The organism is Desulfovibrio sp. (assembly GCF_019424165.1).
GTDB lineage: Bacteria > Desulfobacterota > Desulfovibrionia > Desulfovibrionales > Desulfovibrionaceae > Desulfovibrio.
The window spans coordinates 50,643-67,200 of the sequence record NZ_JAHZAA010000012.1 but is presented as its reverse complement, the minus strand read 5'-3'; the positions used below and the strand labels follow the sequence as shown (position 1 = coordinate 67,200).

Annotated in this window: 12 protein-coding genes, 3 tRNA genes, 1 pseudogene and 1 CRISPR repeat array; of the genes and pseudogenes, 2 read left to right on the top strand and 14 right to left on the bottom strand. The window is 56.3% G+C overall.

Annotation, left to right across the window (positions count from 1 at the left end; genetic code table 11):
• The 3 genes from QZ377_RS06445 to QZ377_RS06435 form a co-directional block, all read right to left on the bottom strand.
• A partial coding sequence (locus QZ377_RS06445; protein ID WP_291440362.1) for a universal stress protein occupies positions 1-402 on the bottom strand: 402 nt, incomplete at its 3' end.
• Positions 402-797 carry a biotin/lipoyl-binding protein gene (locus QZ377_RS06440; RefSeq protein ID WP_291440361.1) on the bottom strand — a complete coding sequence of 132 codons (396 nt, stop codon included), beginning with the start codon at positions 795-797 and terminating at the stop codon, positions 402-404. The genes QZ377_RS06440 and QZ377_RS06445, both read right to left, overlap by 1 nt.
• A gap of 16 nt (positions 798-813) precedes the next feature.
• The gene (locus QZ377_RS06435) at positions 814-1,923 is read right to left on the bottom strand and encodes a putative sulfate exporter family transporter (RefSeq protein WP_291440360.1); all 1,110 of its coding nucleotides are present in this window, start codon (positions 1,921-1,923) and stop codon (positions 814-816) included.
• 472 nt (positions 1,924-2,395) lie between these two features.
• Between QZ377_RS06435 and QZ377_RS06430 the strand changes: the two genes are divergently transcribed.
• Together QZ377_RS06430 and QZ377_RS06425 are read left to right on the top strand one after the other, a co-directional pair.
• Positions 2,396-2,470, top strand: a tRNA-Gln gene (locus tag QZ377_RS06430).
• Positions 2,471-2,483: 13 nt separating this feature from the next.
• A tRNA-Glu gene (locus tag QZ377_RS06425) sits at positions 2,484-2,560 on the top strand.
• A gap of 106 nt (positions 2,561-2,666) precedes the next feature.
• Positions 2,667-4,854: direct repeats of the CRISPR family, unit length 28 nt; unit sequence CTTCTAAGCCGCCTACGCGGCGGATAAC.
• A gap of 99 nt (positions 4,855-4,953) precedes the next feature.
• Here the strand turns inward: QZ377_RS06425 and cas1f are convergent.
• The 11 genes and pseudogenes from cas1f to QZ377_RS06370 all read right to left on the bottom strand — a co-directional run.
• A complete protein-coding gene (gene cas1f / locus QZ377_RS06420) occupies positions 4,954-5,904 on the bottom strand; it encodes a type I-F CRISPR-associated endonuclease Cas1f (RefSeq protein ID WP_291440359.1) in 951 nt (316 codons plus the stop codon).
• Between the two features lie 6 nt (positions 5,905-5,910).
• The gene (locus tag QZ377_RS06415; RefSeq protein ID WP_291440365.1) at positions 5,911-6,483 is read right to left on the bottom strand and encodes a type I-F CRISPR-associated endoribonuclease Cas6/Csy4; all 573 of its coding nucleotides are present in this window, start codon (positions 6,481-6,483) and stop codon (positions 5,911-5,913) included.
• A 5-nt stretch (positions 6,484-6,488) separates the two neighbouring features.
• Positions 6,489-7,550 carry a type I-F CRISPR-associated protein Csy3 gene (csy3, locus tag QZ377_RS06410; protein ID WP_291440358.1) on the bottom strand — a complete coding sequence of 354 codons (1,062 nt, stop codon included), beginning with the start codon at positions 7,548-7,550 and terminating at the stop codon, positions 6,489-6,491.
• Positions 7,551-7,573: 23 nt separating this feature from the next.
• Positions 7,574-8,392 (bottom strand): type I-F CRISPR-associated protein Csy2, encoded by an 819-nt coding sequence (locus QZ377_RS06405; RefSeq protein ID WP_291440357.1) that lies wholly within the window; start codon positions 8,390-8,392, stop codon positions 7,574-7,576.
• Complete coding sequence (locus QZ377_RS06400; protein ID WP_291440356.1) at positions 8,389-9,537, bottom strand: hypothetical protein; 1,149 nt, start codon at positions 9,535-9,537, stop codon at positions 8,389-8,391. Before QZ377_RS06400 ends, QZ377_RS06405 begins: the two co-directional genes overlap by 4 nt.
• Complete coding sequence (cas3f, locus tag QZ377_RS06395; protein WP_291440355.1) at positions 9,534-12,749, bottom strand: type I-F CRISPR-associated helicase Cas3f; 3,216 nt, start codon at positions 12,747-12,749, stop codon at positions 9,534-9,536. The genes QZ377_RS06400 and cas3f overlap by 4 nt, the downstream gene beginning before the upstream one ends.
• Before the next feature lie 221 nt (positions 12,750-12,970).
• Positions 12,971-13,417 (bottom strand): hypothetical protein, encoded by a 447-nt coding sequence (locus tag QZ377_RS06390; protein ID WP_291440354.1) that lies wholly within the window; start codon positions 13,415-13,417, stop codon positions 12,971-12,973.
• Positions 13,418-13,489: 72 nt separating this feature from the next.
• Positions 13,490-13,566 (bottom strand) — tRNA-Arg (locus tag QZ377_RS06385).
• A 213-nt stretch (positions 13,567-13,779) separates the two neighbouring features.
• Positions 13,780-14,049, bottom strand: a complete 270-nt coding sequence (gene rpsT / locus QZ377_RS06380) for a 30S ribosomal protein S20 (protein ID WP_291440353.1) — start codon at positions 14,047-14,049, stop codon at positions 13,780-13,782.
• Between the two features lie 313 nt (positions 14,050-14,362).
• Positions 14,363-16,447, bottom strand: a complete 2,085-nt coding sequence (gene glyS / locus QZ377_RS06375; RefSeq protein ID WP_291440352.1) for a glycine--tRNA ligase subunit beta — start codon at positions 16,445-16,447, stop codon at positions 14,363-14,365.
• A 3-nt stretch (positions 16,448-16,450) separates the two neighbouring features.
• Positions 16,451-16,558: pseudogene (locus tag QZ377_RS06370) on the bottom strand (glycine--tRNA ligase subunit alpha); the annotation flags it as partial.

Here is a 16,558-nt window from a genome sequence, read left to right as displayed (position 1 = left end):
CGCCCCCACATTGCCACGGATGCGCTCAAGGCCACGCCGCAGAGGATTGGCCGCAACAAACAGATCATACCCCTGGGCCATTTCTTGCCGGGCCTGGTCAATCACATTGCCGGACGTTGTCAGACAATGAATCTCTATCTGGTCACCGGCAAATTCCCGAAGCCGGGTAAAAGCCCTGGCTGCGCTCTTTTCTTCCTCTTGCTGCATATAGTCGATGAAGTCCGCGCGGGACCCGCTGCCCGAGAGCCAGTCATGGCCCACATAGTCGTTCCATGTGGAGTCCAGCACAAAAAGAGCGGTAAGGGCCGCGCCGCTTTCACGCGCAATGCGAACAGCCTCGGCTGCAGCGGGGCTTTCTTCATCAAGCAGCAGCAGAATCTTTTGTGGGGCAGAGGCGGACATCAAGGCAATGTTCCCTTTTCATGGTCAAGCACGATTATGGTATCCTTGCCTTTTTTTACCTTTGCGCCGGGCTTGCCGGGAACATCAAGAACCTTCCCGTTGGCTTTGACGCTCACGTCTCTGGTGACAACATTTTCTTCCATTACGTTGTCTTTCCATTTCTTTTCAACAATTTCAAGCGAATAGATAACATCGCCCTTTTTGACTTCGGCCCCTTTTTCCACTGCTACAGAAACGAGCTTGCCGTCCTGGCTGGCCTTCACCTTTACCGTGGGTACGATAAAGGCCATGTAACCAAGCACGCAAATTACTACAAGTCCGGCAAAAATAATCGAAGCAATATCATCGTGCCGGTCATTCCTGAAGACTGTCATTTTTTGCTTGTCATTACTCATGGCATCTTCCTTTGGCTTAGAACGCGCCTACTTTGGGCATGAACAGCATGATGACGATAAGGGCCAGCACATATTTTGCGGTACCCGCGGTCAGACCGAGGCGCAACGGCTTGCCGCCGGCGGCCTTGATTTCGCGGAAGTCGATGTACGCCCCCTGCCCAACAAGGCCGATGCCGAATATCCATTGCATGCAATCGCGCAGAAGATGCAGAGTTTCAGAGCCTTCAGCCCCGAGCATCCCCAGAGAGGACAGGGCCGTCATGCCAAAAAAGCCCAAAACGAAGATGGGGAACTTGGAAAGAAGAATTTCCTTCAGGCTGATGTGCTCGGCCTCTCCTTCGCCCTTCCAGTACCAGACGGTGATGGCAAAAACTACAAAGGGAATACTGATGACGCGCACCACGTTCCACACTTCACCGTAGGCCACGGCCGTTCCCGGAGCAATTACCGGGTTGAACGCCAGGCAGGTGGCAAGCACCTGGCCGGAGTTCAGAATGCCCGTACCCACCCATGCGCCGTATTGCAGGTCTGACAGGTTGAGCGCTTTACCGATAAAGGGGCTGATAAACATGGTCACAATGCCAAAGCCAAGAATTGTGGCAATGGCAAGAGCCAGGTCCACAGGGCGGGCGCGCACACCGGGGGCTGCCGCCACCGCCGCAGAAACCCCGCACACGCCGCAGGCGGCCGCCATAACAGCCGCCACAGAGCGGTCAACTTTCCATATTTTACTCAACCACAGGATAAGGAAGACAGTGCCAAACACAAAAGCCATAATCAGCAGCGCGGCGCTTATGCCCAGTTTGAGCAGGCTTTGCAGGGTATACAGTGAACCCAGCATGATAACGCCTGTTTTAATGAACAGGCGGGTTGTACGAAAACCCGCATCCGCCCACGCAGGAATCTTGCCGCCAAACAACACGTTGCGGAACAGCATGCCCGCAATAATGGAAAGCAAGATATAGTTGAGGCTCAGCACTTTTACAGGCCAGCCTTTTACGCCAAAAAGCGTGATGCCGTTCAGCCAGGGAACAGCATACATGCGCAATACGGCCAGGGTGCCTATCATCAGCACCAAACCGGGGATAATGGCCACAATCTTACCCAATAATCCTTTGTCTTCCATAATCATCCTCCGCCACAGCGTTGTTTTACGTTACAAACATTCTTTCACAATCCAGTAAAAGGTTAAGAGGATAGTTGTTTGGTGTGAATATCACGTCAAACCTATTAGCGCAAGTATATTCAGTGAGTTACTGTGGGTATTGGGGCAATAAATTTTAAAAAACAGAAAAAACTATAAACTGTACAAACAACCAGCAAAGCGTTGCAGATTACAACTAAACGACATATTTGTTCTTTTTTTAACTTTTTGATCAGGCAAACAAGGTCTGACTGCGAGCCGCTGAGGACTATAATTCTACATACTAAAAAAATAAGTTTTACTGATACAGCTTTTTCACAAAAACCAGCCCTCTTTTCAGTCGAAGCGGCAGACTCCCCTGCCCGTTGCAAACAGCCATTTTGCTAGCCGGATGATTTTTTTAAAATTCTTGCTTGACAGTCCGGCGTGGTTCACATATACACACTCTTCGTGTTGGGCTGTCGTTCAATTGGCAGGACGACGGATTCTGACTCCGTTAATCAAGGTTCGAGTCCTTGCAGCCCAGCCAACACAAACAGTGCGTCCCCATCGTCTAGCCGGCCCAGGACAACGGCCTTTCACGCCGTCGACAGGGGTTCAAATCCCCTTGGGGACGCCACTGATAACAAGAGGTTTAACAAAAAACCTCAGCAGATACCCGCAGGGCATTGCCCAAGGGATAGCTTTGAAAAAAGGCTGCATGAAAATGCAGCCTTTTTTCATTGCACAATTTCCGCCTACGCGGCGGATAACGCTGAGGCAGCGGGATTCGACTCTCTCGGCGTCTTCTAAGCCGCCTACGCGGCGGATAACGCGATGCGAACACTACGGTTGGCCTACGTTCGCTTCTAAGCCGCCTACGCGGCGGATAACAAGGATAAGCTGGATGCACGAGGCCTTAATAACTTCTAAGCCGCCTACGCGGCGGATAACCAAAGCTTTACTGCCCGCCTGGGCCTTGGCCACTTCTAAGCCGCCTACGCGGCGGATAACATCAAAGACAAAAGGGAGACCCCTATGAAGAACTTCTAAGCCGCCTACGCGGCGGATAACGCCCTGACGTGGGCCACGGAGCCGCCGAAGGTCTTCTAAGCCGCCTACGCGGCGGATAACCCGGTGGAGATCCTGAGCCTTGAACTCATAAACTTCTAAGCCGCCTACGCGGCGGATAACATACCCGAGTTTTCCCAACGTGTGGACAAAGACTTCTAAGCCGCCTACGCGGCGGATAACGGGATATTTTCGAGCGCGTCATATTTCGTCTGCTTCTAAGCCGCCTACGCGGCGGATAACTGCCTCAAAGGCCAGCCAGCATTGCTGCTGCTCTTCTAAGCCGCCTACGCGGCGGATAACACGCTATGGTGGTTCCTATGTATGACCGCAACCTTCTAAGCCGCCTACGCGGCGGATAACCCTATTATGCGCACCCACTTTGCGACCAGACGCTTCTAAGCCGCCTACGCGGCGGATAACTGCAGGCCAAGGCTCTGCTTGATCTGGCCGGACTTCTAAGCCGCCTACGCGGCGGATAACACTTGCCGCCCAACGCTCCGCCCTCGTCGCGTCTTCTAAGCCGCCTACGCGGCGGATAACGGACCTGACCGCCTGACTGTCATCAGCGACAACTTCTAAGCCGCCTACGCGGCGGATAACGGCTGAAGCCAGGTTATGCGGTTGGCCTGTGTCTTCTAAGCCGCCTACGCGGCGGATAACAGGCCCATGTCACCAGCGGCAATATGCACACTCTTCTAAGCCGCCTACGCGGCGGATAACGAGATTGATGCTGATGCTACTGAATATATACACTTCTAAGCCGCCTACGCGGCGGATAACGACGAATGCAAACGAGAGTTTTCTTGGGTACACTTCTAAGCCGCCTACGCGGCGGATAACGCTGGGGACAAGCCCTGCGGATTCAATGACGTCTTCTAAGCCGCCTACGCGGCGGATAACGTTCATCTCGCCCCTCCGACACTCGCCCTAAACTTCTAAGCCGCCTACGCGGCGGATAACGCTGACGTAGTGCAGCGCAAGCCCGGCGTGACCTTCTAAGCCGCCTACGCGGCGGATAACATCGGCTCTGGCCGCGAGCACGGCATCATCCTCTTCTAAGCCGCCTACGCGGCGGATAACAGGGCGGCCATAGCCTCGGCAACATCCGAAAGCTTCTAAGCCGCCTATGCGGCGGATAACATCTCCAAGCCACTGGTGAAATCGCTTTTACGCTTCTAAGCCGCCTACGCGGCGGATAACAAGCGATTACAACGAGAAAAAGCTACACAGTACTTCTAAGCCGCCTACGCGGCGGATAACGAAGCAGAGCGCGTTGCTGCTCGGCGCGAGACCTTCTAAGCCGCCTACGCGGCGGATAACGCAATTTCGCGGGTGCCGTGCCTAACCTTGCTCTTCTAAGCCGCCTACGCGGCGGATAACACCGCCACAAAGGCCGAGGGACAAGCGGCAGTCTTCTAAGCCGCCTACGCGGCGGATAACACGGTGTGATCGTCCTGAATCCAGGCAGACACCTTCTAAGCCGCCTACGCGGCGGATAACGGGCCACGGGCATTCCCCTGGTGCGCCTGCTGCTTCTAAGCCGCCTACGCGGCGGATAACTTGTGCTTGTCCTGTTGCTCGTGCTTGTAATCCTTCTAAGCCGCCTACGCGGCGGATAACATCATACGCCTGATGCGCAAATGAAGCGGTTCCTTCTAAGCCGCCTACGCGGCGGATAACGAATTCGCCGGCGACATAAGAAGCATGCTGGCCTTCTAAGCCGCCTACGCGGCGGATAACCTGTAAAGTCACCTTCTGGCGGCTTTGCTGTTCTTCTAAGCCGCCTACGCGGCGGATAACGGTCAGGGCCGGGGTCAGCGGGAGGGTCAGGACTTCTAAGCCGCCTACGCGGCGGATAACTAGAAAAAAGAATAAAAAAGCCTTTTTCTTCCGGACGTTCCATCAATTTTTCATGCTAGAACTTCATTTACATTTCATCTCGCCAACACACTGCTATCATTAATCATTTTCGCATATGTCAATAATGAAGCTAAAAAGATAGTCCAGCACCTCCTGCTGCTGACACCGCTCTATCAGTTCATTTCGAAAGTCCTTGTGTGTTTTTTTGCCCGCAGCGCAGGCAAAGGCGGTCGGCATTATCACCCCATCCTTGATCACGTCTGCAAAGTCAAAAACCAGAGCGCCCCGGCGGGTTTTCCCGTGCAATACCGGCAGGGAAAAACTTATTCCAAGCCCGCACAGCGCTACGGATGCGTAGCCATATGCTATATAGTTGCCATGATCCAAAAAGCCGTTACACACATCAGCTCGTGTTGCTCCGGCTTTTTTGCCTTCTTCACGGCTGAAGTTGAAGCCGAAAGCTCTGGCCAAGGTGCTGTAGAGCGCCTTGGCCCAGCGAGCTTCGGCCAGCAACAGTTCTTGTGTGGTGGTGGCCTTGTCTACATCTGCAAGAAAAGACACACTCAACGCTTCAGGGATGTTGATGCCAACTTGCTGCAAATCTTCATTTTTTCTCCATTGCTCCTGAGCATAACCAGCCCTTTCGCGCAACAGCAGCCTCCCAAGGCGCAGGCGTTCTTTTTCATCCAGCCACAGGCGCATCCATGCCTGCATATATTCTGTAGGCCGATATTCACTTTGCGGCGTCAGAAAAGCCATATCAAGAGCACCGAAAAGAGGTGACCCCCCTGATCCGCAAAACCCAACCATAACATTGGATTCCGCAAGGCGGCGCATGGCGGCATCAGTAATGGACGATCCCTTGCCCAGCAGGACAAAGGCCGTGTTGCGCTCGGGGAGATTGAAAAAGCTTTCAATCTCCCCACCATCCTGCGTTGCATAAACAATGCGGCCATCCATCTGCATTACGCGCACATGCTCCAGATAGAACACGTTTGCCCGTCTGGAGAGCATGACTGGCCCCGGATTACTTTGCCTTTTTATTTTCATGACGCCTCATGGCATTTCCGGCACACAAAAAAAATTATGCCCACTGCACAGGCCGTAGCTGTTGGGCAGGCATTCCTTTTCCGGTGGAGCGCCCGGTTCGCGCCGTACCGCCAGGGTAAAACGCTGTGTCGTGGTTTTGCTGTTCACAATAAAGTAGTCCATTTTTTCCTTGTCGATGGCGGCCATGCGGCGTTGCCGCAACTGGCCGAAGGCCTCGCCTGTTTTACGGTCGCTTTTCAAGGCAGGCACGCGATACCGCCTGAACGCCACCCACGCACCCGCGTAGTTCTCGGGAACCGCCATTGGGTACTGCAACCGCGCGTAATCCCGCACCCAGGGCTGGGGGGCAAGCGTGACCGCCAGCGCATCAAGATCTTCGCGACAAGAGGCAAATATGCGCAATGCGCCGCCGCTGCCTGTATGACCTTGACGGCCTGGTATGGCCAGGGCGTAGGTGTGCGGTCTGGCGGCAAACAGGGGGTGCAACAAAGCCAGCATGCGCCCGCGCAATACAGGCGGGCTCATGCCTGTATCTTCAGTAGAACCAACTGGTTCTATATCAAAATATACTTTCGGCATCATGGCTATGCACTCTCCGAAAAGACGCCGCCCCTGATGATGCAGGCCAGAAGAAACATGCCTTCGGGCGTATCCGGGGCCATATCCGCCACGCGCAACATATAGGTAAAGCCCGAGGTATCTTTTTCGCCACGGAAAAAAAGCTGGGCATCAAGGCTTGCGCCATTGGGTTCTACAGGAATGGGCAATCCGCGCCCGGCGTATTCAGGATACCATGTATCAATGGTACGGATGGCATTGCCCACCTTCTGATCTCGCAAGGCCGCTTGGCCACGTTCCTGAACACTATGCCTGTCCTGATTTGCAGGGGCTTCCCCCACACAATAGAGCGGTCGGGCGAAGCCGCGCGCCTTGTCTTCGAGATAGTTCTGGGAAGGAAAAACCTCCAGGGCGCCGCGCACACCAAAATCCACGTCAGCTTCCACAAGAAGCGATGTGTCGCGCCGTCCGCGCAGGCCCTCGAGTATGCGGCCGGCCACCGCTTTTTCATCATCCGAGTATTCAGCAAAGGTGTTCAGAGGAACCTGAAGCGCATCAAAGCAGACGTTCAGGCCACTTTTATCTTTCACGCGCACAAGCACATGTTCTGCAACGGCCCTGTTGCGCCACAAAAACCGGCCATTAGCCAGATTACGCGCGTAGCGGCAGGCCACTTCTTCAAGCCCCGTGCTCTGTTTTCCCTTTTCTATAAAACGGTTCAATCCCTCACGGAAAGCCAACAGGTCATCCGAACTGTCTGTTTTGCCCGGAGCGCAGGCAAACAGAGCCGCCGAAATGTCAAGAAAACGCACCTCAAAGCGGACGCGTAATTTTTCAGCCCCCGGATCAAGCTTGGCAGAGTCGGTAGTCTGGATATTTGAAACTTCTCCGCGCACAACACTTCCGGCGCTGGAAACCTCTTTTTTACCAGTTTTGTTGATGTTCTGCGTACCGCGGATGCCGTGACGTACAACAGGCAGGGGCGAAGTAACGCCGTCGGGAAAAAGATTGAAAAAAAGAGCGTCGGTAACCAGAAGGCAACGCTGAAACGAAAGAACGCCGGGCAACTTCTTGAGAGGCTTGGTCATGATGTTTTCCCCTTTTGCTGAAATCAGCATTGCTTTTGATAGATTCTGAATACATCCGATGCGGGCCACTGCGGCCTCCACAGGGCCTGCTCCGCATTTCCTTCATCAAGGCAGCGGCGCAGCGGCACATACTGCACAAGTCCCACAAGCGGCTCGGCAAAAGCATGATCGTAGCCTTCACGCGCCCCGCCCCGCTGCTCAAAAGAGGTGATGGCGGCGTACCCCAGGCATGCTGCGGAAAGCCACCCCAGGCCATCCCCTGCAACAGGCTTGTGGCCCAGAGCATTGATAAAAAGCTCCGCACGGTTGCCTCCCGCAGTGTTTTCAAGCAGGTCGCGCCTGTCCATCACCAGATACCCTGAACGTATACTGCCCAGGGCTTCTTCCATATCTTCGTGCAGTCGTGGTGCGCCCATGCCGCAAATTACGCCACCTGCCAGCCGTCCGCCCGTCAGCAGGTCTTCAAGGCCCTTAGTGGCACTCAAGTTGCGGATGCCGATGACAAGAGAGAGTTCCAGATGGGCGCAAGCCACGGGCTGCAAAGAAAGGGCCTGCCGGTTTTTTGAAGAATAATCTGATCCATTTTTTGAAGAACCAAAAGTATACGCCGCGCCGCGCCGCAACTGCGGATGGAAGACTCCGTAAAAATAGTCTCCCAGCGGAGTGTAGCTGTGCAGCACAAAGGCCAGTGACCGCACTTCTTCCGCCATGCCCATCTTGCGGCCCAGGGCATGCGCCATGAACCAGGCGGCCAGCACCGGCGGGCCGCCCACAAGAAAGGCGGCATTATACATATTGGCCCCCTGCACTCGCAGATGGGGAAGAACTAGATATGATATCATCGAAAAGCCTCCTCCAGTATGGATTCGAGGCCTGCGCGGGCAGTCTGGTCAAGCAGCAACAGACTGTTGCCGGAGCGTCTGTTCACTGCCAGCATGCTGGTAACGACAAAACGTGCCATATGGCGAGACCAGTTGCCGCACAGTTCACGCAAGGACGGGTCAAGCAGACCCCGCAGTTCCGGGGGCCTCAGCCGGGGCGAGACCAGAGCGCGTCTGGAAGGCGCGCTACCGCTCTGCCCTGCCTCTTGCGGCAGCAGGTGGGCATGCCGGGCAAGCACATCATGGGCTTCGGCCCCCATTTCCCGCACAACAGCGGCAATGCGGGCCACAAGCTTTTCTTCCTGCTGACGTTCACGCAGGGTAATGGCGGCATCTGTTTGCGGCGAAAGCAGGATATTTTCACGAAAAGCCACATACGCCATCACGGCCTGCCGAAACTCGCCCGGCGCGTGTACATCCAGGGATATGCCCTTGTGATACAGGGCAAAAGCCTGTTTTACCGAACCCGATGCCCCTGGTGCGCCCACCATCAACGGGCGCTGCATGGAACGCACCAGACAACCGATGTTTTGCGGATTTGCCCCGCCTATGCCGAACTGTGCCTGACGCAGCCTGCGGCCTGTTCCCTGAGGATCGGCCTTAACCGCCTCGTTATGCTTTCTGGCAAGGCCGGTATCCGGGTCAAAAAACAGTGGACACAAGCTGCCGGCTGTTATGGGCGTCATACTTACATAACCGCCCGGGGCGTCCCCTTTGGGAACAAGCACCTGCCGCAGGCGATGATCCACATATTCCGTGCCGATGCTGTAGGCCGAGGCACGGGCGGCAGCCATGCCCTCCATTACGGCCTTTTTTTCCTCCGCTCCTGCCTGCTGCGCTTCCGGGGCGTTGGCAAGAATCATGTTGACCTGTTTGACGATTTTTCCTTTTGCCGCGCCCCCCTCGGCATAATCCAATGGAAAAGCCTGCCCGCTGTCCAGCAGGGTTCGCAATGAGATATATGGCAGATCAAGCGCTGCGCCGGAATCAAGCCGGATACCTACAAGATTTGCATTGGAATTGACTGTTTTTGCATTAAAATGGACAAGGCTTTCCACTTCTTTTCGATATTGCTCCGGGGAAAATGCTTTCCAGTCCTCGCTCATGGCACTCCTTTTTCCGCCGTATGAGGCTCGTCTGAAGTTTTTCGACGTATGCCAAATCCCATATTATATATAAAACTGTCATTATTATATGAGGTCAGCTCCACTTGCAGGCCTTCTTCCGGGCTTATCCCGGCTTCATGACACAGGGCCTCCAGTTGTGGTGCGGCAAGGGCAAGCCAGGCATTGGGCGCGGCTGCCTCTTCTTCCATTTCCGACATGTTACGCACCCAGCGGGAGAATGTGCCATCCGAATCCCACCGCAGGTAGTGGCGGCTTTGCGCCTCAAGCCTCATCTGCCAAAGCCGGCTTTGCCCCAACCTGTCCCGCAAAGGCGTACCCTTGTAGGGCGTTGCCGACATGCGAAAAGCGTCCACAGGTATGCGGGTAAATAAACCTTCCTCATCGCCGTCATCATCATCCGAAGGGGACGAACCGAAAAAACGCGTCACACGTTTTTTTACGGCCCTGTCATCGGCTTTCGCAAACAGGCTGCCACCGTCAAGGCGCAGCCCCGCGTTGACAGCAAGCGATGCCTTTTCGTCCCACGGCAGCAGGCGGGCCATATCATGCTGCGCATAGGCTGCTGCCTGATGTGCCGATTCATAGCCGGGCCGCACAAAGGCCGGATCATGGGGACGCCCTTTTTCGCAATTCGTGCAGTGTTTCAAATTATACTGGAGTATTGCCACGTTATGTGCACTGTCACAGGCCTCAAGCCGATGCCGGTTGACACGGCCCACAACCTGAACAATGGATTGGGCGCTGGAAGGCTCTATGACGGCCCAATCAAAATCGTGATCGCGGCCCACTTCTTCCACCGGGGTTGCAACAACGATAAAGAGCACATCGCTTTGCGAAGACCGAGCCACGAGAGACTGAATTTCCCTGTCGGCAAGAATGCGGGCATTGCCCTGTTTGCGGGTAAGCAGATGGTCAAGACGGCGCTCTTTATGAAAGCGGCTGATGCGCCAGTCACCTGAATGGTAGCAGGCCACATGGGCGTGGGGCAGCATGGCGGCCAGATAGCGCGCCGTACCCACAGCACCATTGATATTCGCTACGCGAACCAAGCCAAATGAAAGGCGTTTGCCCGGCGAAAATTCCCAGGCATTTTCACTGTGCAGGCGACGCGACGCTGCAAGCGCCGCGTCCTGAAACCCTTGAAGTGATGGATCTACCGCCTGCAAAAAAGCCCGCCGAAAACAGGGAACTTGCCGAAGATGCGTGCTCATTGCCGCCATGCGGTCGACATAACGCGGTGAAAAAGCGGTTTCTCCCGGGCCGCATAAAAACACCTCCGGGGCAAGACAATCATCAATGATGGCAATCCCGCAGGAAATTGCATCTTTTTCTGCGTCCTGTTCCAGCGCCGTACGCAAATCAAACCCTGAAACCCAGGCAGCATGCAGGGCTTCTGCCACAGGGCGGGACAGCGTTGCCGATGAACAAATGACATTACGCCCGAAAAAAGCGCTCAACTGCACCAGGCGCAGCACCGCCACCAACGCTTCCGGCTCGTAGCCGTCAATTTCATCCAGCACCAGATCCGCGGTCATGAGCCGCAGCAGCGCTTTTACATGATGCCCCTGGCGTCCGGGATTACCGGCTGCCTCCAAAAAATCCACGGTCGACACCAGGAGGGGCGCGCCCACAATCACCCTTTCACGCTCTGTGCGCCAAAACCGCTCCAGCCATGCAGGCAGCGGACCGGATTCTCCCTGGCAGATCAACATGGGTTCCGCCGAGGGGTCGTGTTCATCCACAGCGGCTTCCCGGGCCTGCGCCCAGGTAAAAAGCTCCTGCGTTACGCTGTCGCCGATGACGGTTGCCAGATCGCCGGGCAAAATGCCAAGACCAGCGCTGAGAGCATGCCCGGTCTGCAGGGTAAGGCTACGCAGGTTGAGGGCAATGGAGCAACGCGGTTCGGCATCGTCGGATAAAATGCAGATCGCGCGCAGGTTCATGCGCGTTTTTCCGCTGCCTGTGCCGGCCATATTCAACACAAGGCATGGCGTGCGCGGATGCTCCTGCCGCCAGTCCGCCAGCGCAGATGCAGCCAGGTTTTGCCAGTGAAAATGCGTTGCTTCATCTGCTGGTTCAAGAATGGCAGCCAAAGAAGCCTCTTGCAGACCTTCAAGCCCGCTGCGCCCCTGCATCCATTGTCCCATACGCCATGCGGCGCTGGACGCCGTATGGGCTACGGCCTGCAAGTGCCAGTGCAGCGGCTGGTTAAGCATGCGCTCACGCGACAGAATGCGGGTATTGGCGGCGCTTGTGCCGTTATCAAGAGGGGTGGGAAACTGCCGGGAAGAAACAGTATGATCGGCAAATATCAGGGCCGCACGCGCAAGAACAAGGCAGGCCCACCAGAAGGAGGAATGCAGCGACCCGTGGTAGGCGGCGGAAACGTTGCACAGCTTGCTCTCAAGCTTCTGAAAATTTTTCCAGATGTCTTCGGGCAGAGCTGTATAAGGCTCGCAACAGTCCCGCGGCAGTTCCTCCGCCTGGATGTGAGAACCAAGTACTGACGGCAAGCCCCTATGGCTAGGGCCTCGACCGCCTTCGTAACTGTCCGCAAAGAGTTTGTGGTGGCTGGCAACAAGAAATTCAATTGCCTCGATCGGGCCAGACGGGGCATGGCAGCTTTTAAACTGCACGCCAGAGGGTCTTTCAGTAATGTTTGCAATGGATGTTCTGTCCTGGAGGGCCAACCAGGCCTCACTCCACCTTGCCCCGCGCCGCAAGGCCCGCAGCAGGCATACAGATATCCATTCATGGCGCACGGCATCGCGCAAAAAAAGCGGATTTCGCAATTTGTTCTGGAACCAGCGGGAGTATTTTCCCAAATCATGCACCAGGCCGGCCGCCTGGGCCAAAAGACAGACGCAGCGCAACCAGCCCGGCACGGCAACAGGCTGTGCGCGGGGGCTGCGCGATGACCGCACAGGAACAGCGCCGTCAGCGGAAAATCTTTTGCGTGAACCGACAATCCACAGCAGGCGCATGCGGCGGCGGCCGTCATTCCGGTAACAGGCCACTGCGGTCTGCCTGGTGGCCGAACGGCGCAAGGCGCTGTGGATTTCCGTCAGCCCTTCCGCACTTATGGGAGTAATCCAGACACGCTGCCCGGCCCGAACAGCATAGCTGTCCAGGATGGCGCGCGTTTTCGCAACAGCTTTTTTTTCGCACTCCGAAACAAGTACAATATGCATATGCTCCCCGCAGCACTGCGTTGTCCGTCGGAAAATTGTAGCAGATAGGTTTGACTATACGTTCTTTTTACTATCGGAACAAGGACATATGCCGGATCAATGACAGCCGCAACTAACAGCATAATATCGCTATACAAACCGATACAACATTGCATGCTCATACGAAAAAAACTTTACATATTCATAGAGTACATTGTTTTTTTATAAAAAACATATTCGGCTTATTTCTTGAACACCGGGAGTATTACTACTGCTCCCGGCTGGCTTTCAGGAGAAATATCTGGGGGAGTTGAAGCAAGCAGATGGGGGCATCCGACGCAGAGGCATTGCCGTGCCTGTTTTTTGCTGCGCCGCATGGTTGCGTTATTTGCCCGCATAACAACATTGAATTTTTGAGGTGAGATAATCACTGAAAGCGCGGCGGCGTGTTCGGTTGCGACGGTTGCGTTATTGGCCGGTACTGCGACCAGCCAGAAATGTTCCCCGACGTGGCCACTTTCACCCATGCCTGTGGTCCAGCTTGCTACCAATGCCACGCGCAGTTTATCCGGGCAGGAAAAACAGCACAGCCAAATTGCGCGCCCAGACGCCGGGATGAGCGTCGTGCAAATTTTGTGATTATAAATCCGCAAGATAACGTACGCCTGGCGCGCGCTGGCCTGAAGCAAAAAAAGCGCCAGCCGCCCCGAACCCACAGAAAAAGCCCTTACGGTTTTCACCGTAAGGGCTTGATTCTTATGTGGCGCGCTCGAAGAGATTCGAACTCCTGACCTACAGGTTCGTAGCCTGTTGCTCTATCCAGCTGAGCTACGAGCGCGTAACAAGGGGAAACTATATCAAGTTGCAGTGGCGGTCAAGCTTTTTTTCAAAATATTTTTTGAAAATCTGCGAACTTAGTTGAAATTTTCAATCAGCATGCGCTTAAGAAAGCGCTTTGCGGCCGCGCAAGCGCGTCGCACTCAAACACCAAAACTTTTGGGCAGGTCAAACCGCCCCACTCTCTTGGCCGCTCACCGGCGGCCCCTGAAAACTACTGGGCTTCGATGCTGTTGACAGCACGGGCCAGACGCGAAATCTTGCGCGCGGCCTTCTTCCAGTGCATGGTACCCTTGCTGGCGGCCTTGGAGAGCACGGAAGTGGCGGCCACCAGAGCTTCACCGGCCTGAGCCTTGTCGCTGCCGGTAATGGCGGTACGCACCTGCTTGATGGCGTTCTTGACGCGAGTGCGGACGGCGCGGTTGCGGCCGGCTCTTTGTACGCTCTGCCTGTGACGCTTGATGGCTGACTTATGGTTGGCCACGGTAATCCTCCACTATGTTGGGCTTGCCCCGGCAAGCCATGAGTCTGAAATATGTTGCGCTATCGCGAAGACGGGTTGTTAGCATAGGGCCTTATGGCTGTCAAGCAAACGCACCGTTTTTTCCCAAGATACTTGTTTTGTTGCCGCAAACAGCGGTGCCGTATTCGCAGGCAGATCCGCTGCGGGCGTGGTTCCGGCCGCTTATGACCGCACCGATGCGCAGTTTCGCTGGCAGTTCCGTTGTTCGCGGCCGCTGCGTTGGCATACACGCGGCGCGGGGACAAAAAAGTGCCGCCCGCGCCGCGCGGTTCAGCTACATCTGCAGGGCCGCAAAGTCCGCCAGGCGGGCAAAACGGCCGCCCAGGGCCTGAAGCATGGCCAAACGGTTGCGGCGCAGGGCGGCATCATCACACATGACCATCACGCCGTCAAAAAAGGCGTCCACGGCCGGGCGCACGTTGCTCAGGCAAGCCAGTGCGGCGGCATGCTCCCGTGCCGCCCACATGCGATCCAGTTCCGGCAGCAGATCGTCCAGCGTTGCAGCCAGGGCCTTTTCCGCATCTTCATGCAAAAGCTCCGCCTGCCACTGGGCCGGAATATCCTCGGCCTGCCCCTGCTTGCGCAGGATGTTCGCCACCCGCTTGAAAGTCTGGGCAGCTTCGGCAAAACCTGCCTCGCGGCTGAAAGCCACCAAGGCTTCCAGTCGTTCGCCGCAGTCCTTTACCTGAGCCGTACCCGCGCCCAGCGCGGCGTCCACCAGCAGGGTGTCCTGCCCATGGCTCATGAAATAGTTGCGCAGCCTTGCGCCAAAAAATTCCATAAGCTTGTCCAGGGCTTCGGCCGGGGGCAATTTCCATTGCCTGTCGCCGTAAAGCTCCTGCGCTTTGGCAAAGACCTCACGCATATCGAGCCGCAGACCGAAATCAAGCACAATGCGAATGATGCCCAGTGCGCAGCGGCGAAGACCATTGGGGTCCGCCGCACCGGTGGGGATCATCCCCAGACCGAAGCAGCCCGCGAGCGTGTCGGCCTTGTCGGCCAGCGACAGCAGCGCCCCGCACATACTGCCCGGCAGGGGCGAATCCGGCCCGGCAGGCAGGTACTGCTCGGCCACGGCCTGGGCCACGGCCGCGCTTTCGCCCTTGCGTGCGGCATAAATGCCGCCCATGATACCTTGCAGGGTGTCGAATTCACCCACAAGACCGCTTACGAGGTCGGCCTTTGAAAGCCGCCCAGCTCGCGCGGCATCGACGGCAAGGTCAGGGGCGCATTTTTCCGCCAGCCAGCGGCACAAGGATTCAAGACGGCGCGTCTTGTCTCCCATGCTGCCAAGACCACCGATAAAGATGACCGAATCAAGCTTTTGCAGCCAGTGGTCAAAACCCTCCCGCAGATCGGCCTGCCAGAAAAAACGGGCATCTTCCAGGCGGGCGCGCAGCACTCTTTCCCACCCGCGCTTGACAATACTCATGTCTTCGGGAGTGATGTTGAGCACCGTCAGAAAGTGCGGCAGCAGGCGGCCATCAGCCCCTTCGATGCCAAAACTTTTCTGGTGGCTTTCCATACTGGTCAGCAGCACCTCGCGCGGCACTTCAAGGTAAGCCGGGTCAAAGTCCGCCAGCAGCGGCACGGGATGTTCCGCAAGGCCCTGCACTTCGTCAAGCAGACTGTCCTTCCAGAGCACCTTGCCACCAACGGCCTGCGCCTGCCTGTTGCCGCCTTCCACAATAATTTCCCGGCGCTTCGGAGAATTCAGGGTGATCCCGCAGGACTCTGCCAGTACGGCCGGAAGCTCTGCAGCGCGGGCAACAGAAAAAGGCCCGGCCCCGTGGATGCGGTGGCCGCAGGTTTCGCGTCCTGAAACCATCGGGCCGACCTCAAATGGAATCACTTCATCATCCAGCAGGGCCAGAATCCAGCGCAGTGGGCGCGCGTAGGCCAGCGAATGGTTGCCCCAGCGCATGCGCTTGGCAAAGGGCAAGGCCGAGATGATAGCCGGACACATGGCAGCCAGCAGTTCATTGGCGGGCGCGCCACCGGTGCGTTTACGCACGGCCACATACGCGCCTTTTTCTGTTTCCTGCTGAAAAACGTCTTCCAGGGCGCAGCCATTGGTGCGGATAAAACCTTCCAGCGCCTTGGTGGGCTTGCCCTCGGCGTCATAGGCCACACGTACGGGCGGGCCGGAGACCACCTCTTCCCGTTCAATCTGCACGGGATTGAGGTTTTCAACCATAACCACGGCGCGGCGCGGCGTACTCATGACGCACAGGTTGCCGTACTCAAGCCCCGCCTCATCAAGAGCAGTGGTAAAACGGGTGGAAAGTTCCGCTTCTTCGGGGGCCAGAAAACGGGAAGGCAGCTCTTCACTGCCGATTTCGAGCACAAAGGTGGCCACGGCTTACCTCGCATCCTTTTTGAGCATGGGATAGCCCAGTTCTTCACGCTGAGCCGCGTACAGACGGGCCACGCCCGCCGCCAGAGCCCGCACTCGGCCGAGATAGCCGGT